The organism is Flavobacterium sp. 9AF (assembly GCF_902506265.1).
GTDB lineage: Bacteria > Bacteroidota > Bacteroidia > Flavobacteriales > Flavobacteriaceae > Flavobacterium.
Genome location: NZ_LR733556.1, coordinates 346,811 through 365,667, shown reverse-complemented (window position 1 = coordinate 365,667; position 18,857 = coordinate 346,811). Strand labels below are relative to the sequence as shown.

The following is an 18,857-nucleotide window of genomic DNA, read 5'->3' as shown; positions in this document are numbered from 1 at the left end:
TTTTAGAAACTAGGTCAACCATTTTGTTAAAATTTCCTCTAGATCACTTTTAATTATGGGTTTAGATAGATAATCATTCATACCTGCTTCAAAACATTTTTCTCTTTCATGTGCTAAAATTCCTGCTGTAATAGCAATAATAGGTGTCTTTTGCCCTTTAGAAAGTTGTCGTATTTCTTCTGTTGCCTCATATCCATTTTTGTTAGGCATTTGCACGTCCATTAATATTAAATCTATGGTATGATGTTGAAAAAATTTTACAGCTTCTTCACCATCAAATGCTTCAATGATTCCTACTTTTGGAATTATTTTTTGTAATAATGTTTTCGCTAATAACATATTTACTCTATTATCTTCAACTATTAAAATGGTGTATTTTTTTAGTATTTCAGTTTCATGAGTGAGTATTTCATTAACGTTTTTTTTCTCAAATAGCGAATGCACTTGTTTATTAGGGACTTTTTTAACTTTAATGGTAAAGAAAAATTTACTTCCTTCACCGTATTTACTCTCTAATTCTAATTTACTTCCCATTAAAGCGAGTAGTTGGTTAGAAATAGCTAATCCTAAACCTGTACCACCAAATTTTCTACTGGTAGAGTTGTCTTCTTGAACAAAAGAGTCAAATATTTTTTCGTTATTATCTATTTTAATTCCAATACCCGTATCATTCACAGAAAATGCTAATACAGCATGTTCATCTGTATTTTCTAATTGAGAGATATTTAATTGAATTTCACCAAATTCGGTAAATTTTAAAGCATTGCTTAATAAATTCATTAAAATTTGCTTTAAACGAACCAGATCGGCTTGTATAAATTGTGTTACATTTTCCTGACGATTCAGTATCAAATTTAATTTTTTCTGACTGGCTTGATATTGGAACAAATCGACTACTTGTTGTGAAAGTTCAAATAAATCGACTTCTTCAATGTTTAATTCAAATTTACCCGATTCAATTTTAGAGAAATCCAGTATATCATTAACAATTTTTAATAGGGAAGAAGCAGATTCATTTATTGTGGACATATATTGGTAATGGGTTTTTTCCAAATTGGATTCCATTAATAAATGACTAAAACCAATAATTCCATTTAAAGGGGTTCTAATTTCGTGACTCATATTAGCAAGGAAATCGGTTTTGGCTTTATTCGCAGCTTCTGCTTGTTCTTTCCCTTTGGTTATTTCCATTTCCATCAATTTACGTTCCGTAATATCAATAAAACTAGATACAATTTCAATAATATGTCCTTTTGTATTTGTCACTGCAAATGCATTGAATAACAACCAAGTTGTTTTTTCATTTTTAGGTTTGGCAACACCTAAAATTGAATTTTTGATTGATGAACCTCCTTTTAATAATTGATTTATAGGATAATTTTCTTTTGGCATTAAACTACCATCTTCATTTAAAAAGACCCATGTTGAATTGAAATTTTCAGTAGCTTTTATGTTTAATAATTCTGTAGCCTTAAGATTACTTAAAATAATATGTCCTTTTGTATTTTGAACAATAATACCAGCATCTAAATTGTTTAAAATTTCCTGATATCTTTCTTTACTTTTTTGTAATTCTATTTCCGATTGCTTGGCAATACTAATATCTCTTGATAAACAAATAAAATGAGGCTCGTTAGAATCACTTTCTTCCATTGGAGCTATCGACAATTCAAACCAGTGTAAGCCACTAGGTAATTCCAAAACATATTGTTTTCCAGTAGAAAAGCCTTTAGCATGCACTTCTTTCATAGCTGCACACAAACATTCTGCTGCAGGATTAGGTAATACTTCATTATATAATTTTCCAATTATCGCTGTAGAGGAATGTGATAATAAATTCTCTTTGTGCGTATGGTAATTATAAATGCGTCCTTCCAAATCAATTTCTATTAATAAATCGGGAATAGCATCGATGATAGCTTCTAATTTTTCATACGATTTTTTAAATTCTTCTTCAATCTTTTTACGTTCGGTAATATTAGTAGTGGTACCTACATAACCTACTACTTCATTATTTTCATTTCGTTCAGGAATTGCATGTCCCATAACCCAAACAATAGAACCATCTGGGCGAATAAAACGATACTCTGAAAGCGATAAATCTTGATGTTCAGTTGCATTTTCCCAACCTTTATATAAAGATTCTCTGTCTTCATAATGTACTGCATCTAACCAACCATTACCTAAGGCTTTTTCATAAGGCATTCCCGTTATTTCTGACCATCTGGGGTTAACATAAGTAGTGTATCCAGTAGCATCGGTTCTAAAAATACCTACTGGTGAAATTTCAGTGAGAATATGATACCTGTTTTCACTTTCGGTCATCTCCTTTAAAGCTTTTTTTCTAATTTTTTCATTTTCAATTACCTCTAGCGCAAATGAAACATCAGAAGTTGCTTCTTCTAACAAGGCAATCTCTTCATCATCAAAAAAATCTTTTTCACCAGAGTAAAAACAAAATATACCTACCGATTCTTCAAACTTTCGAATAGGAAGAATCATTAACGATTGGTAACCTCTTTTTAAAGCTTCATCTTTCCATGAAGACATTACTTCATCCTTAGAAATATCATTTACTACAACATACCGATCATTTCTTACGGCTTCGCATCTACTTTCAACAATATCCTTGTGATTGTCTAATACTTTATTTTTTATAGTTTCTACATAACCGTTGTCATCACCAGCAATTATTTTTGGCACCACTTTTTCAAGATATTCATCTTTCATTCCAATCCAAACCATCTTAAACTTACCCACATTTACAGCAATTGAACAAGCTTCTTGAAATAATGTGTTTTCATCTGTAGTACGCACAATCATTTGATTCATCTGACTAATAAATTGGTACAATCTATTGGCCTTTACAATTTTTTGTTGTGCTAATATGGTTTCGGTAATATCGGTAGCTATTCCATGACAAATCACTGTTCCTTCTGCTTCTACTACAGGAAGCGAATTGACTTCATGCCATACTAATCCTTTTTTAGGATGAAAATATCTATACGAACAATTAAGAGGTATTAATTTAGTCTTTGTCTCGGTAATACTATAAATAACATGCTCAATATCCTCTGGATGGATTAAATTTAAAATTTTTTCTGGGTTATTTTTAATCTCATCATAGCTAAAACCATAGATATCACCTATAGCTTCACTGGCATAAGGATAGCTTAATGAACCGTCTTTGTTTTGACGCATGGAATAAATTAAACCTGGAGAAGTAGCAGCTACTTTTTCAAACTTTTCTTTTTCTTCAGTAATCAGTTCAATAAACTTTTTTCTATCTGTAATGTCTCTTAAAATAACAATTATACCTCTAATATTTGGGTCATCTATTCTGTTATTAATAACACCTTCTAACCAAATATAATTTCCATTAGCATGTTTAACTTGTAAAGAAATATTTAAAGGTAATTTGGGATTATCTATGGCTTGATCAATCATTTTGTCAACATAATCAAGATAATCAGGATGGATATAATTTTTTAAAGGAGTCTCGATACCATCATCTGTCCAACCTGTAATTAAGGCTGTAGATTTACTTCTGTAAAGGGTATCAAAATTTTTATCCATTAAGATAAAAATACTGTCATTATTATCTAAAAGGGCATGATATATATTTTTATAAGTATCAACGCTTCCTGCCTCTAAACTATTTTCTATTCTTTTTTCCTCAAGAAGTGTTTTTATTAATTCTTCTTGTTCTTTCGTTTTTTTTAGAAGCGCTTCATATGCTTTTTCTATATCTTTCATGCCATTTTTTAATTTTACTTTCTTCTAATCTAAGTAAACGACAAATTTACAACAATCTAAAAAACGTTGGCCACTAACCATAAGTTTTAAAAATACTAATTTTTTATATTAGTATTCCATTTTCATCTTAAAAATTGATTAATATTTTTGAAGATAAAATCAATTTACAAAAATAATAATCAAAATCATTACTTTTAAACCCATCAAAACACTTAAAAATACACCTAGAATATGACCATACAAGATTTAAAAGATAAAAATTGTATTTTATTTGAAGTAATTTCTGGAAGCAAATCTTTTGGGCTAGACACTCCTTCATCAGATACTGATATTAAGGGCGTATTTTATTTGCCAAAAGAACAGTTTTATGGTTTTGAGTACATACCACAAATTAGTAATGAAACTAATGATGAAGTTTATTATGAAATAGGTCGTTTTGTAGAATTACTTTTAAAAAATAACCCCAATATTCTTGAAGTTTTAGCCACATCAAACGATTGTATTTTATATAAACATCCGTTAATGGATTATTTAAAACTAGAAGACTTTATTTCTAAATTGTGCAAAGATAGTTTTGCAGGCTATGCTCAAACACAGATTAAAAAGGCGAGAGGATTAAAAAAGAAAATTGTAAATCCGATTGAAAAGGAGAGAAAGAATCTATTGCATTTCTGCTCTATCTTGCAAGGTTATAATACTATTTCTTTGTTAGATTGGTTAAACCAAAATAATTTTTCTCAAGAGCATTGTGGCTTAATTAATATTCCTCATGCCAAAGGAATGTTTGCTCTTTTTTATGATGAAAATAATGTGTTAGGTTACAAAGGAATTATAAAAAATGAAAAATCTAATGAAGTTTCTGTTTCTTCCATTCCTAAAGGTGAAAAAGAGCAAGCTTATTTGTATTGTAATTTAGACGGATATTCGAAATATTGTAAAGAATATACAGAATATTGGGAATGGATTGAAAAACGTAACGAAGAACGTTTTAATACAAATCAGCAACATGGGAAAAACTATGATTCTAAAAACATGATGCATACTATAAGATTATTGCAATCGGCTTATCAAATTATTACTACAAGAACATTAATAACAAAGGTAAATAACAGAGAAGAACTTCTATCGATTAAAAAAGGGGAAATAGAGTATGATAATTTGTTGCAAAAAGCAGACAATTTGATTCAATCTATTGAAGAAGCTTATTTGGTTTCTACCTTACCCGAATTGCCAAATTATGATAAAGCACTACATAATTTAATTACAATTCGAGAAATCTTATATAGATAATTTTTTTTTACCTAAAAGGTGTTTGATTATTAACAAGTTACTGTTTTTAATTCATTTTCTATTCATATTGGCACAAACTTTGTTTTCTGTATTATAGAACAAAAACAAACAATATGAAAAAATTTAAATTAGTAGTAGCTATCCTTGTAGTAAGTCTTTTTACAAAAGTCAATGCACAAGTTAGAATAGGAGGAAGCGTAGATATTAGTATTAACTTTCCTTCACCCAAAGTAATTATCGTTAAAGAAGAACCCAGACCAGTTTATAAACACAAAGAACCTAAAAAATGTAAAGTTTATAAACCCAAAAAACATCATTGTGAACCTTATCCTGAAGTATTAGGTGTAATTACTAATCAAAATGGTAGATACGATAGAGTAGATTTAGCAATTTTAGATGTTACTATAGAAAATATTGGAAATGGATTAGAAAGTGTAACTTATTTTACAAATACGAATGAAACACTTGAAATTATAATTCGTACCAATAACCCAAACGATTATAATTATCATTATTCAACTAATCCGCATTGTGCAGCCAACGTTATTGTATCTGTTGCTTTAAACGGATACGAGATGCCTTTACGAGATGGGAGTATTTCATTGCAACCTGGTAGACAATTGCATTCGGTAGTCAATCTACATAGTTTTTATGAAGGTAATTTTAATGGAACAGTAAATTTCTAATGATGTCATAATAGTTTTAGTTTGTTAAGTAGGTAGCAACCTCTTTTCTACATAGAAAAGAGGTTGTTTATTTTTAGTTAACATCTATAAAAAAAACATAACCTTTTCTTTATCAGTTAACAATACTTACTTAATAAGGGTTTATTTACTTTGACCTTAACAAATAAATAAACAAACATGAAAAAAAACGATGCTCTTTTTGCAACAAAATTGCAAATTCTATTTTTTATGGCAAGTTGCCTAGTTCTACTTACTAGTTGTTCCTCCGAATTAGAAGATGAGGTTGTTTCTAATAAACAAAAAAATGTGGCTACAAAACAAGCTACTGCTTTCTATGATAATTTAGTGTTGCGATGGGCACCTATACATTATCAAGATGTAGATAACGCAGGTTGTGGTTCCATGAATGGAAGAGGCGATTATATTACAGCAATTAATTTTGATAACGATTGGGTTTCTACTAACAATTGGAATAATATAGAACCTAATAAAGGATATCAACCTACCGCACATTGCTATTATTCTGTAGTAGAAACAAGTACCCATTATTTTATTATTTATGCGTTTTATCACCCAAGAGATTGGGCCAATATTTGTTTTTTTGGCATTGATTATCATGAAAATGATTTAGAAGGACAATTATCCATTATTAAAAAATCGGCGGCAAATAATGGTTATGGAGAATTTCAAGGAATGGTTACTGTTGCACATTCCGATTTTTATTCTTTTACACCATCAGGAAGTCCGTTACAAAGTAATCAAGAAAGTATAGATGGAAGCGTTTCTTTTGAAAATTACAATAATGAAGCACACCCAGTAACCGCTCAAGAATCGAAAGGACATGGTTTAAAAGCTTGGCCCGCGTATAATATCATAGGCGATGGAATTAAATACTATCCAAGTTTAACCACAGCAGAAGTTCCATCAAATAATGATGATCGCGATGTAAAATACAAATTAGTCAACATTTTTGAAGCCAATGGTTTTTGGGACAAACGATTTAATACGGCTTTTTTAAATAATGCGAAATCCTTTCCCTCTACACAAGGTTCAGGTAATGCAAATACACCTTGGAATTGGGATGACAAAGATGATAATCCAGGAGCAGGAGAATTAGCTACAGATCCAGCGAAACTGGTAAATAATTACTTTAAAAACTTAGGCAGTTTCAGTACTACTTATAGTTTAAATCCATATAAAGGGATTAATTAAAATCGCTTTTAATTTTGGTTAGTTAATGGTAAAAAGGGCATATGAATTTCATATACCCTTTTTTATTATACGGAAAAGAAAATTAGTCAATCAAATAAACGCATTCTAATTCTGCACACATAGTACCAAATTTAATGCAATTTCCATATTCATCTTTGCATTTCATTCGACCACCTTGAATGGTTTTTAATTCTTTTTTTTCCAATTGAGTAACACCTTTTAGTTTTAAAATCTTGTTTGTCATAACGATTAAATTTGATTGTTAATATCCTAAAAGTAAGTAAAAAATAGAATTTAAAGGTTTTACTATTAGCACTTTAACTATGTTTACAGAAAAAATGTAAACAACTCATTACACAATCTAAGATAATAATTCCAATTACCACAAACTGGTAAACTTCCAAATTAAAGCTAACAATATTGTGATTTTACAATTAAATTTTAACCAATAACCACAAACCACATCCACCATCTTGTCATGCTGAACTTGTTTCAGCATCTTAACTATATTGATGTTTTTTAATGCGACCCTTACAGGGTGACAATATTGTGATTAATAATTAAAGTTTAACCACCAACCAACCACAATTTCCACAAACTTGTCATGCTGTAAGCATCCCATAAGTAGCGCAAGAACTGAAGAAAACTTAGTAGTTTATTATATAACACCTTCTGAAAAAGTTTTAGCAACTGCAAGAAATTGGTTTGGAAAAGAAAATGTAATATCAATTGAAGAATTTTTAGAATAAAAAAAAGAGCATATTTTAAAAAAAGTCCTATATTTGCCACACAATGAGCACACAAAGACAACATATTGCGCTATCAAAAGATAGTAACTACCGTTTAGTAGGAGCATTTCCTGCTAAGGGAACTAGGTCGTTTGTCGTGTTTTATCCGGTTTAAGAATTTACATTTATACCAACCAAAATACCTAAGCGTCCTTCAAAAGAGGGCGCTTTTTTTGTTTAGCTAAATAGGGTTTAGGAATTGGGAATTAGGAAATAGGAGTTAGGGCTGAGCAGAGAAGATAAAATAGTAAAAAAAATAAATATTAATGACGTTGAAACAATCCAAAAACAAGGGTAAACAACAACAAAATGAAAAAAAAATAAAAAAATGTTTAATGCGTAGTAAAAATAATACAAAATAAAACTTGAAAGCCAAACAAATGAGAGACAGTCATTTGACCATTTTCAAAATATCTGTTAGTAAACGGACAGGGTATTATTTGTTTAAAATTAAGTATAACTAATTGATAATCAATAAAATAAATTTAAAAAATATTTGGAAATTACTTTTTTTTGACTTTATCTTTGCAGCAGAAATTTTGAAAGAGAAGTTAGTTAAAAGTTAATAACTAAAAACTAAAAATTAATAACAATAGTTATGTACTAAGGACTATCCACAAAGTACTAACAACAAAATAATTAAGAAAATGAGAACACTAGATATACAATATAACGGACAACAAAATATGAATTTAATTTCACTAGATCGTAGTTTTTCAGTTAAACCAAGTTTCGACTTTGCAGAGGGAAGAAATAGGCAGGTGCATCAATATAGGCAATGAGATAATAGTATCTTATTTGTAAACATGAAGCACCTTAATAAGGTGCTTTTTTTATGCTTAAAACTAGGAGAGTAGGTAAATATTGGTTTGTTACATCCGACTGCTAATCGGTTTACTCACAAGGTAATGAGGGTTCAATTCCCTTGCTCTCCGCAACTGATTTTGTAGCTCAACTGGACAGAGCAATTGCCTACGAAGCAATAGGTTTCAAGTTCGAATCTTGACAAAATCACAGAAGATGCCATAGCTCAATTGGATAGAGTATCGGTTTTCTAAACCGACGGTTGAAGGTTCGATTCCTTCTGGCATCACATTTAGTCTTTAGAAAGGGACTTTGGCTTATTGGGGTAATGGTTAACCTTCCCGACTGTCTCTCGGGAGCTACGAGTTCGATTCTCGTATAAGCCGCTGGTTTAGTGAAGAGTACTTAGTCCTTAGCAGTTCGTCAGTTCGAGTGTTTTAACGAAGAGCAACGCAGTTAAAATGTATCTAGAACCGTTGTAATTAGTGGTTAGTATTTAGTAGCTCGTCAGTTCGAGTGTTTTTTAGAAAATGCGAATAGCAATTTTATAAAAAATGTATCGAGAATCATTGAAATTGGTGATTAGTAATTAGTAAAGAGTCCTTAGTGATTAACAGTTCGTCAGTTCGAGTGTTTTAACGAAGAGCAACGCAGTTAAAATGTATCGAGAACCGTTGTAATTAGTGATTAGTATTTAGTAGCTCGTTAGTTCGAGTGTTTTTTAGAAAGTGCGAATAGCAATTTTATAAAAAATGTATCGAGAACTAGTTTTAAAATGAAAACTTCTCGATACGCTTTGCACTCGAAGTGACGTAGATGGAGAATATTGATTTGTGATGTAATGGGTTAGCATAAGAGACTTTGACTCTCTTTGTTCAGGTTCGAATCCTGACAAATCAACAAACGTTCTTAGAAAGGAACACCCACTCAAATGATGGTTTTTTTGACTGTCTCTCAAAAAGACTTGACTTTGAGTAACCGCTGGGAAGATAACGATGGTTGTTTACTCGCTTTGGATGCGAGAGGTTGTAGGTTCGAATCCTGCTTCCCAGACAAAAAAATGCTATAGCTCAAAGGGTAGAGCAACAGCTTAGTATGCTGAAGATGGAGGTTCGATTCCTTCTGGTGTTTAAGTAAATAGTGATTAGTAATTAGTGATTAGTGATTAGTGATTAGTGAAGAGTACTTAGTGCTAAGCAGTTCGTCAGTTCGAGTGTTTTAACGAAGAGCAACGCAGTTAAAATGTATCGAGAACCGTTGTAATTAGTGATTAGTGAAGAGTACTTAGTGCTAAGCAGTTCGTCAGTTCGAGTGTTTTAACGAAGAGCAACGCAGTTAAAATGTATCGAGAACCGTTGTAATTAGTGATTATTGAAGAGTACTTAGTCCTTAGCATTTCGTCAATTCGAGTGTTTTAACGAAGAGCAACGCAGTTAAAATGTATCGAGAACCGTTGTAATTAGTGATTATTGAAGAGTACTTAGTCCTTAGCATTTCGTCAATTCGAGTGTTTTAACGAAGAGCAACGCAGATTTCTTGAACAATTTGAAGTTTTAAAGACATGGAATAGTCTTTCTGAGTACGCTTTACATAGCTAATTTCTTGAGGTGTTTCCATAACGATGAAATTTGTGTATCGCTATTTCAGGACAAGACATTAAAAATAAAAAAAGACATACGTATTTAAATACATATGCCTTTTTATTTTAAAAGTTTTTTTGACTTATTCTTTAAACACCATATCAATACACATAACAGCAGACACAATCAATGATCTTAAATTGTCCTCAGGAGCAACAGACTCGTTGATGTTAATAACATAATTATCTGCACTTGTAAAAAGTTCTTTCCCTATACCTGCCCATTTTTTTGAAACTGTTGCAATTTCCTTTCCATGTTGTAAAAATTTAAAATCCCAACCAGTCCATTTACCTTGTAAAGTACACAAGTGTTTGTCTTGGTTGTCATGAATTTCAAATTTGCCGCCAAAAGAGAAAAATTTTTGTTTGAAAACGCCAATTCTTTTGTCATTTTCATCAAAGACTTCCACATCGGATCTAAAGATAGTAACACCTCTTTTAATGCTAAGTATCTTTTTTCCTTGAGCATCACTAATAACAATATGAAAAGGAGTCATTCGTTTGTAGTCTGTAAAACGAAACATTTTTGTAAAAAAACCTAAATTAGGTTCTCTACAAGTCATCATTAGTGTTCCTGTTTCTGGATTAAAGATGTCGAAATTGTTTGAAGCTTTGAACATGCCTACATGCTCTTTAACAAGAAATACATTCTTGGATAAAATAGGATTCATTTTTTATTAATTGTTAATTTATAAATGTTTGATTTTAATTCTTCGGTATCATTGTCTTCACAAAGTAAAAATTCCATTTCACTTTCTGTATTTTTAAACAAAGTTATTCCTTCAAATTTATTTGTTTTGGAAATTAAAATAGTATTTTCTATATTAAAATTTTCAAGATTCATTTCTCCTACAAATGTTCCTAGTATTTCTCCATCGTCATAGGTTGAAATTGTATTTTCTACAGTGGCTAAAAAATAAATAGTTTTATCTACTAAAATAGCATCAGTGAAAGAAGCTTCTACATTATTTATCTTTGGTAAACTAACCGTTTTAAATATAATATTTTGAGTAATTTCATTCATTATAAATATTCCGTTTGAGGCATTTATAGCATTTCCTCTCTGGAAAAATAGAATTTTATCTTCAATGATAATTAATCCTTCAATGTTTAACTCATCATTTGATAAAGATGTAATTTTTCTAAAATTTTCAAAATGCTTAATGAAATCAAAAGTTTTTATTTTTTTTGATTTTAAATGAAAACTTTTAGCAATATTTCTATTTTCAGTAGAACCCGAACCCAAAAAAACTATTTTATTTCCTTTAAGAGCTATGGATTCAAAATCAAGTTTTTCTTTTTTTGAAATATTTTCAGCAGGATTCTCTGTTAAAGCAATTTTAGTTAATTCATTCGATTCTATTTTATATTCATATAAATAAGTGCTATTGTCTGAAATTAAATAAAGTAAATGATTGTGATATAAAAGTCCAGAAGCAGAACCTAACCCAATAATTTGAAAAAACAATTGCAACTGAAACTTTTCCATTTTTGAATGATAATTTTTTAAGGTTTCAAAAATACATTTATCTTTATAAATAAAAATGACAAAATGAAACATATTGATACTTCGTCTTTAAAAGTAACACAAACGATACAATTGCATAAAATACCCACATTTATTGATGTAGCCACTTCAGAAAAAAAGAAAGAAAAAAAGTTACAAAAAATAAGAGAAAAACTGAGCAGTCTACAAGATAAAATGTATGCACACAATAAATATGGCGTATTGATTTGTTTGCAGGGTATGGATACAGCGGGAAAAGATAGTTTGATTAGAGAAGTTTTTAAAGAATTTAATGCTAGAGGCGTAGTGGTGCATAGTTTTAAAACCCCTAATTCAACGGAACTAGAACACGATTATTTATGGAGACATTATTTGGCTTTGCCTGAAAAGGGAAAATTTTCAGTTTTTAATCGAACCCATTATGAAAACGTATTAGTTACTCGCGTGCATCCTAATTATATTTTAAATGAAAATATTCCAGGTATTGAAACGGTTGAAGATATTACTTCGGCATTTTGGGACAACCGTTTTGAAAGTATCAATGCTTTTGAAAAGCATATTGCGACTAATGGAATCATCGTTTTAAAATTCTATTTGCATTTGAGCAAAGAAGAGCAAAGACAACGTTTGTTACGAAGATTAGAAACCGAAAAGCATAATTGGAAATTTTCTCCAGGCGATTTAAAAGAACGTGAACTTTGGGATGCGTATCAAAACTGTTATGAAGATGCTATCAACAGAACATCTAAAGAATACGCTCCTTGGTATGTTGTTCCAGCCGATAATAAAGAAACTTGTCGTTATTTAGTTGCCAAAATTATTTTAGAAACACTACAACAATATACCGATATTAAAGAGCCAGAATTAGAAGATGAGGTAAAAGAAAATATTAAAATGTATCATGATAAATTAGCTTCAGAAAAGTAACATTTTCTGGAGCTAATTGGATAAGGTATTCCATATGTCGACAGTTAGTTTGTAAGTGCCTTTTTTGTCTTTTTTCCAAACATTAGTATATTTTGCTTTATAAATATAGGTAGAATCAGAAGTTTTAATGGTGGTTTTAACAATGCCTACTTCTGTTATTATTTCACCTTTACCAATTACATCAAGCGTTTCAGAATGCATGTCTGACATATAGTTAATGCTGGATTGCCACTTTAATTTTATATTTTTAATTCCTTTAACAACCGTATCTCCTGGAGCCAAAAAATAGGCATCTTCAGCATATATTTCGTCTAATAAATCGATGTTTTTAGTAAGAACTACTTCATGTAATTTTTCGTTTTGTGAAGCAATTGCATGCGCTAGAGTAGCATTTTCTGCTTCTTGACAGGAAAAGCAAATAAAAAAGGCAATGAGAAGGATCGTTTTTTTCATTTTATAGATTTTCTTTTAAGGATTGTATCATACATTCTATTATTTTTTTCTCTTTTGTTACTTCCTTTCTTTTAATGATAAAGGTATAAATAAAAGCCCAAATTAAATAAAACACCCAAACCAGCTTCGCAAGTAATGGAAAATAGTTCCCTGAAGCACTATTCGCTTCGATAATAGGTTGCATGTATAAATATACTCCAATACTCAATACAACAGCATATATAAATTCTAGAAAGATACTTACAAAAGTAACAAGTTTGCTATAGTTTACTAACGATTCTAAATTTTCCTTAGCTGAATTTAAAGGTGAAATTTTACTAAGTTTTTGATTTAAATAGACTTTCGAAATCGCATAATATAGAGAACAACTCAATAAAATACCAAAGCCAAGTTTGGAGGTTTCAATTGTTTTTGAACTAATATTATTTATAAAAACAAGAGCAACAGCAGTAGCTAAGAAAAGGAAATATTGTTTGAAATTTTTCTTTTTCAGTACTTCAATTTTGTGGGTTGCGTTTTGTTTTATTTCAGTTGAGGAAATATTATTTTTTGTTTCTTTCTTTTGTTGGTAAAGAGACTTTAATTCGTTAAAATTATCTAATTCTTGTGTCATGATGGGTTCATTTTAGTTAAAATATCTTTTAATTGTTTTTTTATGCGATGTACTTTAACACCTACATTATTTTCGGAAATTCCCAAAATAGTACCTATTTCTTTATAGGAAATATCATCAAGAACCATTGAGATGAGTAATCGGTCTATTTCTTCTAATTCTTTTATTGCGATGTAAAGGTGGTTAATTTGGGTTTCCACATCTATTTCTTCCTCTCTCATTTCTGGAAGCGCATCTCTAAATTCAACCCGTTTATTTTTAGTGCTTCTCAAGTAGTTCAAGCAAGTATTCACTGCAATTCGATAAATCCAAGTGCTATACTCCGATTTATTTTGGAACGTATCCAAATGGGTCCAAACTTTAGAAAAACTTTCTTGAAGTAAATCTTTGGCTGTATCGTTATCATTAGAATAGGAATAGCATAAGCGATAAATTTTTTCTTTGTAGTCTGAAAATAAACTTTCAAACAATTTGTTTTTATCTATTGTCACGTTTATTATTTGTCTTTTAAAAATTGGTTTACCTCTGTTACAAACCATTCCGGTTGGTCATTCGCAATAAAATCTTTGGCTTCTTCTGTTACTTTATGCGTCACATTTTGTGCATTGGGAAACATCGATTGCATCATAGGTTCTGCTTCGCTAATTTCCATTTTTTTATAGTTTTTTGCAAAATACCAAGTATTAAATACTAAAGTAGGTATTTCATTTTTTTCAAACATGGGAATTAAGTCGCCTTGTAATTGTTCTACTAAAGTTTCAGCTAAGGTATTGCGATCCGATTTTTTTTGCCAAGAAACAAATTTATCTACATAGGTAGTATCTATAAAATTCATAGAAAGTGCTATTTGTTTTTGATTGTTAGTAAACGTAGCTTCATCCGTTTTTATGGTCATGTCTCTCAAAGAAGTTACAAATTGATTTAATTTTTCCTGATCAGGATTACCTAAAATCATGCTTAATTTTGGGTAAAAATCAGAACCAATAAAGGCTTTTGTTTTTTTTGGGATGGAATTGGCAACCTGATACGCTAAAAAAGCACCATAATTTTGTCCAATAAATGTAATGTGTTTTAATTGGTTTTTGTTTATATAATTCACCACTTCAGTAAGATAAGTAGTTGTAAAATTATCTTGAATAGGTTCGTTTCCATTAAACCCAGCTAAATCTACTAAATAAATACTGTTTTTGGAGGCTAGTTTTTGTGCTACTTCATCCCACATTTCTGAAGAACAACCAATGTGTGGGAAAAAGAAAATAGGATCACCTTTAGAACTTATTTTGTTTATCGTTACAGCATTTTGAGAAAAAGAGATTGTAAAACTAAACAAAGTTAATGCTAAGAATAAGAATGATTTTTTCATATGATGTTATTTTGGATTGGATATTGATTTTATTCTTTAGAAACACAACCTGATAAAATCTTACATAAAAAAACAAAAAAAGTATAATTATTTTTTAAATTGCTGGTTTTTAATGTTTAAGAAAATGAAATATTTTGAGGATACCTCAAAACGTTTGTGGAAGAATGCGTAGTTTTGCAGACTTAATTTAATACAATGCATTTAAAAACCTATTTTCAAGAGTTTTCCTATAACTTGAAATTGGCTTATCCAATTATTTTAGGAATGTTAGGACATACCGTTGTAGGGATTGTCGATAATATTATGGTTGGAAAACTTGGCCCTACTGAATTAGCAGCCGTTTCTTTAGGGAATAGTTTTGTGTTTATAGCCATGTCATTAGGGATTGGATTTTCTACAGCGATAACACCTTTGGTAGCAGAAGCAGATGGAAAAGGAGATGTGGCTAAAGGAAGAAGTGCTTTTCATCATGGGTTGTATTTGTGTACGATTTTAGGAGTAGTTCTTTTTACTATTATCTTTTTTTCAAAACCATTAATTGCTTTTATGGGTCAACCCAAGCACGTGGTAGAATTAGCCAAGCCCTATTTAGATATTGTAGCTTTTTCTTTGATTCCATTAATTATGTTTCAAGCCTATAAGCAGTTTGCAGATGGAATGAGTGAAACCAAATATTCTATGTGGGCTACTATTTTGGCTAATGTAACGAATGTAGGATTAAATTATTTATTCATTTATGGTGTATGGGTTTTTCCGAAATTAGGAATTGTAGGTGCAGCAATTGGAACCATTGCTTCTCGATTTGTCATGTTAGGATATATGCATTACATGATGAATTTAAAAAAGAAGTTTCATCCCTTTTTTAAAGGTTTTAGCTTAAAAGAAATTAAAAGAGAAATCAACTTAAAAATTATAAGATTAGGCACTCCTTCAGCGATGCAAATGTTTTTTGAAGTAGCTTTGTTTACAGGTGCTATTTGGTTGTCGGGTAGTTTAGGAACTACAAGCCAAGCTGCCAATCAAATTGCTTTGAGTTTAGCTTCATTTACCTTTATGTTTGCTATGGGACTAAGTGTAGCGGCAATGATTAGAGTTGGAAATCAAAAAGGATTAGAAGATTATAAAAAATTGCGTTTAGTAGCTTTTTCTATTTTCTTTTTAGCCATAATTTTAGAAATAATTTTTGCATTAATTTTTGTAATTTTTCATTCACAATTGCCTGCATTATTTGTTGATTTGTCTAATGTTTCAGACTTGGTTAAGAATACAGAAGTTGTTTCAATTGCTTCACAATTATTATTAGTTGCAGCAGTTTTTCAAATTTCGGATGGATTACAAGTTGTGGTTTTAGGAGCCTTAAGAGGTTTGCAAGATGTAAAAATACCGATGTACATTACTTTTGTTGCTTATTGGATTATTGGTTTTCCTACCTCAATTTATTTAGGATTATTTACTAATTTAAAGGCAACGGGAATTTGGATCGGGCTTTTGGCAGGTTTAACTGCTGCAGCATTATTTCTTTTTGTACGTTTTAATGCAGAGACTAAAAAATTAATCCATTCCAATCATAAATAGGGCAGAATTAATACTTTTGTAAACTAAAATAGAAATCATGAATTTACCAAAATTTGTCATTGCTGACAATTCCGATTTTCCAGACGATATCTTTATCATTCATTTAGATTTTCCTCAATTTATTATTAATTTAAAAGATGATGAGGTAGAATTTTTAGAAGATATTGAAGATGAAGATGAAAAAGAGTTAGAATCAGAAATGGAACATTTAATAACACTAGCTGGAGAATTTTACGATAGAGAAATGGAACGATATGAAGAGTAATTTACTCTTCATATCCATTTTTAAGGGCATAAACTGCTAAACCTACTCTTGTTTTGAGTTCCAATTTTTCAAAAAGACTATCTCTATAATTTTCAATAGTACGTGGACTGCAAAACATTTTTTCAGCAATCTCTTTATAGGTCATCTCGGTAATCGTGTATTTTAAAAATTCTTTTTCTCTATCTGAAATAGTAATTCCATCTGAAGATTTACCATTTCCATATAATGTAGATAATACTTTACTAGTTGCCCATTCTTGAAAGTACTGTCCATTTTTTATCATTTTATCTAATGCTTCTTCTAATTCTTTAGGATGCGCATTTTTTAATAAGTACCCTTTGGCTCCATTTTTTATCATTTTTATAAGGCTGTGTTCATCATCTTGCATACTTAAAGCCATGATTAAAATTTGGGGATGTACTTTTTTTAACCAATTTGCGGTTTCAAATCCATCCATTATCGGCATACTTATATCTAAAAGTACAATATCAGGTAAAGGTTGAGATTGCATTTTTGTTTGTAAATCTTTACCATTTTCACATACATATAGCACTTCGAATTGTTCAAAATTTGAAATAATACCAGCTAACGCATTAGCTATTAATATATGATCATCTACAACAACTATTTTTTTTTTCATTTTGAAAAAGGTATTTGTATCGTTAATTTAGTTCCAAGATTTTCTATGCTATCTAAAGTATATGCGCCACCAATCATTTCTGTTCGTTTTTTCATATTCAATAAGCCAATACCATTCGATTTTTGAGAAATATCAAAACCGGTTCCATCATCATTTAAAGTAAGTTGAACATAGGAGCCATTTTTTTCTAATGTGATAGTAATATTTTTACACTTTGAATGTTTAATACTGTTTTGAATGAATTCTTGTGTAATTCGTAATAGAATGCTCTTACTTTGATAACTAGGAATGTCAATACTTTCTTGATAAGAGAAATGAACCTCGCATTTTTTCAATTCATTAATTTTTTTGCATTCTGCTTTTAGTAAGTCTAAAATTGAATTTTGTTCAATATTATTATCTGTTAGAGATTTGGATAGTTGTCTTAATTCACTTAACGAATCATTTATAATAGTGCTAATATTTTCAATATTTTCAGTAATTTGTGGTGCTTTGTTTTCATACGCTAATTGTTGTGTATATAAACTCGCAAGTGTTAATTTCTGACCAATATTGTCATGGATTTCTCTACCTATATACTGCATGGTTTGCGTTTGTATTTCCAATTGTGTAGTTAATAATTCTTGTTCATGTTCTTTTTGTTGTAGGAATAATTTATTTTCATGTTCCTTTTTCTTTTCCTTGTATTGTTTTATAAATACAATTATTCCTAATAAGAATAGGATAAAAAATAAATTAAAAAGTATTATAGTGACTATAATTTCGCTTTTCCCCATATAAAAGATGCTGTAAATAACAAATACATTAAACAATTAGAAAGTAAAAAATAAAGATAATAGATATTCCATATTTCTGGCTCTTTTACTATTAAATTATACAAACCAAAAAAAGGTAAAGTGCCCACATAAAAGAGCATGATACCTATGTTTATGTAAAACATTTTATTTTGCTTGAATTTTAAAATATCATCATTTATTATTTGTTTTAGAAATTCTAAACATACCAAAATCATTAATAAAAAGGAACCCACTGTATAATTAAATGAATAAACTACTGTTAAACGGGCAAAATACAATTCGACTGGTATAAAGGAAAGAATATATAAAAACAAAAACAACCAGAATAATTTTTTCTTTTGTAACGATTTATAGGCATAAAGCCAATAAAAGAAAATAAATTGTAATGGAATAATAAAATAGGCATATATATGTTGTTTTTTTATATGTGTTGCTTTAGAAATAGCACCAATAAAAAAATCACTAAAAGTTAGAATGATAAGGTAAAAACAAAAATAAACCCAAAATGATTTATTCAAATTTTTAAAATAAAAAATTGCTGT

Annotated in this window: 19 protein-coding genes and 6 tRNA genes; 14 read left to right on the top strand and 11 right to left on the bottom strand. The window is 29.9% G+C overall.

The annotated features are described in order from the left end of the window. Nucleotides 1-9 precede the first annotated feature (9 nt). The gene (locus tag HALO113_RS01820; RefSeq protein WP_159777391.1) at nucleotides 10-3,756 is read right to left on the bottom strand and encodes a PAS domain S-box protein; all 3,747 of its coding nucleotides are present in this window, start codon (nucleotides 3,754-3,756) and stop codon (nucleotides 10-12) included. A gap of 231 nt (nucleotides 3,757-3,987) precedes the next feature. Here HALO113_RS01820 and HALO113_RS01815 point away from each other — a divergent pair, with 231 nt between their 5' ends. From HALO113_RS01815 to HALO113_RS01805, 3 genes are all read left to right on the top strand, one after another. After that, nucleotides 3,988-5,046, top strand: a complete 1,059-nt coding sequence (locus HALO113_RS01815; RefSeq protein ID WP_159777390.1) for a DNA polymerase beta superfamily protein — start codon at nucleotides 3,988-3,990, stop codon at nucleotides 5,044-5,046. A gap of 113 nt (nucleotides 5,047-5,159) precedes the next feature. Continuing rightward, nucleotides 5,160-5,732, top strand: coding sequence for a hypothetical protein (locus tag HALO113_RS01810; RefSeq protein ID WP_159777389.1), 573 nt, complete (start codon nucleotides 5,160-5,162; stop codon nucleotides 5,730-5,732). A 177-nt stretch (nucleotides 5,733-5,909) separates the two neighbouring features. Further along, nucleotides 5,910-6,944: a hypothetical protein gene (locus tag HALO113_RS01805; RefSeq protein ID WP_201297553.1), complete on the top strand. Its 1,035-nt coding sequence runs from the start codon at nucleotides 5,910-5,912 to the stop codon at nucleotides 6,942-6,944. A gap of 82 nt (nucleotides 6,945-7,026) precedes the next feature. On the opposite strand, the gene HALO113_RS01800 is transcribed toward HALO113_RS01805, so the two are convergent. Beyond that, nucleotides 7,027-7,188: a bacteriocin gene (locus HALO113_RS01800; RefSeq protein WP_159777388.1), complete on the bottom strand. Its 162-nt coding sequence runs from the start codon at nucleotides 7,186-7,188 to the stop codon at nucleotides 7,027-7,029. 355 nt (nucleotides 7,189-7,543) lie between these two features. On the opposite strand from HALO113_RS01800, the gene HALO113_RS01795 reads away from it, so the two are divergent. From HALO113_RS01795 to HALO113_RS01760, 8 genes are all read left to right on the top strand, one after another. Then, on the top strand, nucleotides 7,544-7,693 hold the full coding sequence (locus HALO113_RS01795; RefSeq protein WP_159777387.1) for a hypothetical protein: 150 nt from the start codon (nucleotides 7,544-7,546) through the stop codon (nucleotides 7,691-7,693). A 686-nt stretch (nucleotides 7,694-8,379) separates the two neighbouring features. After that, nucleotides 8,380-8,514 carry a hypothetical protein gene (locus HALO113_RS01790; protein WP_255477857.1) on the top strand — a complete coding sequence of 45 codons (135 nt, stop codon included), beginning with the start codon at nucleotides 8,380-8,382 and terminating at the stop codon, nucleotides 8,512-8,514. A 66-nt stretch (nucleotides 8,515-8,580) separates the two neighbouring features. Continuing rightward, nucleotides 8,581-8,667: transfer RNA gene (locus HALO113_RS01785), tRNA-Ser, on the top strand. Between the two features lie 5 nt (nucleotides 8,668-8,672). Next, nucleotides 8,673-8,746, top strand: a tRNA-Arg gene (locus HALO113_RS01780). A gap of 5 nt (nucleotides 8,747-8,751) precedes the next feature. Next, nucleotides 8,752-8,825 (top strand) — tRNA-Arg (locus tag HALO113_RS01775). A 25-nt stretch (nucleotides 8,826-8,850) separates the two neighbouring features. Further along, nucleotides 8,851-8,922 (top strand) — tRNA-Asp (locus HALO113_RS01770). A 595-nt stretch (nucleotides 8,923-9,517) separates the two neighbouring features. Further along, a tRNA-Pro gene (locus HALO113_RS01765) sits at nucleotides 9,518-9,589 on the top strand. 6 nt (nucleotides 9,590-9,595) lie between these two features. Continuing rightward, a tRNA-Thr gene (locus HALO113_RS01760) sits at nucleotides 9,596-9,667 on the top strand. Between the two features lie 591 nt (nucleotides 9,668-10,258). Here the strand turns inward: HALO113_RS01760 and HALO113_RS01755 are convergent. Together HALO113_RS01755 and HALO113_RS01750 are read right to left on the bottom strand one after the other, a co-directional pair. Continuing rightward, nucleotides 10,259-10,846 carry an LURP-one-related family protein gene (locus HALO113_RS01755; protein WP_159777386.1) on the bottom strand — a complete coding sequence of 196 codons (588 nt, stop codon included), beginning with the start codon at nucleotides 10,844-10,846 and terminating at the stop codon, nucleotides 10,259-10,261. Continuing rightward, complete coding sequence (locus HALO113_RS01750; RefSeq protein WP_159777385.1) at nucleotides 10,843-11,664, bottom strand: hypothetical protein; 822 nt, start codon at nucleotides 11,662-11,664, stop codon at nucleotides 10,843-10,845. The genes HALO113_RS01755 and HALO113_RS01750 overlap by 4 nt, the downstream gene beginning before the upstream one ends. A 63-nt stretch (nucleotides 11,665-11,727) precedes the next feature. On the opposite strand from HALO113_RS01750, the gene HALO113_RS01745 reads away from it, so the two are divergent. Next, nucleotides 11,728-12,609 carry a PPK2 family polyphosphate kinase gene (locus HALO113_RS01745; RefSeq protein WP_159777384.1) on the top strand — a complete coding sequence of 294 codons (882 nt, stop codon included), beginning with the start codon at nucleotides 11,728-11,730 and terminating at the stop codon, nucleotides 12,607-12,609. 12 nt (nucleotides 12,610-12,621) lie between these two features. Here the strand turns inward: HALO113_RS01745 and HALO113_RS01740 are convergent, their stop codons facing one another. The 4 genes from HALO113_RS01740 to HALO113_RS01725 are packed head-to-tail and all read right to left on the bottom strand — an operon-like array spanning nucleotide 12,622 to nucleotide 15,038. Further along, nucleotides 12,622-13,062, bottom strand: coding sequence for a DUF4440 domain-containing protein (locus HALO113_RS01740; protein WP_159777383.1), 441 nt, complete (start codon nucleotides 13,060-13,062; stop codon nucleotides 12,622-12,624). A gap of 1 nt (nucleotide 13,063) precedes the next feature. Next, nucleotides 13,064-13,675, bottom strand: a complete 612-nt coding sequence (locus tag HALO113_RS01735) for a hypothetical protein (RefSeq protein ID WP_159777382.1) — start codon at nucleotides 13,673-13,675, stop codon at nucleotides 13,064-13,066. Further along, nucleotides 13,672-14,166 (bottom strand): RNA polymerase sigma factor, encoded by a 495-nt coding sequence (locus HALO113_RS01730; protein WP_201297551.1) that lies wholly within the window; start codon nucleotides 14,164-14,166, stop codon nucleotides 13,672-13,674. The genes HALO113_RS01735 and HALO113_RS01730 overlap by 4 nt, the downstream gene beginning before the upstream one ends. A gap of 5 nt (nucleotides 14,167-14,171) precedes the next feature. Then, a complete protein-coding gene (locus HALO113_RS01725) occupies nucleotides 14,172-15,038 on the bottom strand; it encodes an alpha/beta fold hydrolase (protein ID WP_159777380.1) in 867 nt (288 codons plus the stop codon). 195 nt (nucleotides 15,039-15,233) lie between these two features. On the opposite strand from HALO113_RS01725, the gene HALO113_RS01720 reads away from it, so the two are divergent. Both HALO113_RS01720 and HALO113_RS01715 read left to right on the top strand, forming a co-directional pair. Continuing rightward, nucleotides 15,234-16,613, top strand: a complete 1,380-nt coding sequence (locus HALO113_RS01720; protein ID WP_159777379.1) for an MATE family efflux transporter — start codon at nucleotides 15,234-15,236, stop codon at nucleotides 16,611-16,613. Between the two features lie 37 nt (nucleotides 16,614-16,650). Further along, on the top strand, nucleotides 16,651-16,878 hold the full coding sequence (locus HALO113_RS01715) for a hypothetical protein (RefSeq protein WP_140998851.1): 228 nt from the start codon (nucleotides 16,651-16,653) through the stop codon (nucleotides 16,876-16,878). Nucleotide 16,879: 1 nt separating this feature from the next. On the opposite strand, the gene HALO113_RS01710 is transcribed toward HALO113_RS01715, so the two are convergent. Genes HALO113_RS01710 through HALO113_RS01700 form a run of 3 tightly spaced genes read right to left on the bottom strand, consistent with a single transcriptional unit; the run spans nucleotide 16,880 to nucleotide 18,833 of the window. After that, the gene (locus HALO113_RS01710) at nucleotides 16,880-17,518 is read right to left on the bottom strand and encodes a response regulator transcription factor (RefSeq protein WP_159777378.1); all 639 of its coding nucleotides are present in this window, start codon (nucleotides 17,516-17,518) and stop codon (nucleotides 16,880-16,882) included. After that, nucleotides 17,515-18,294, bottom strand: a complete 780-nt coding sequence (locus tag HALO113_RS01705) for a sensor histidine kinase (protein ID WP_159777377.1) — start codon at nucleotides 18,292-18,294, stop codon at nucleotides 17,515-17,517. The genes HALO113_RS01710 and HALO113_RS01705 overlap by 4 nt, the downstream gene beginning before the upstream one ends. Further along, entirely contained in the window at nucleotides 18,273-18,833 is a 561-nt protein-coding gene (locus HALO113_RS01700; protein ID WP_236554570.1) for a hypothetical protein, read from the bottom strand. Before HALO113_RS01700 ends, HALO113_RS01705 begins: the two co-directional genes overlap by 22 nt. Between the last annotated feature and the right edge of the window lie 24 nt (nucleotides 18,834-18,857).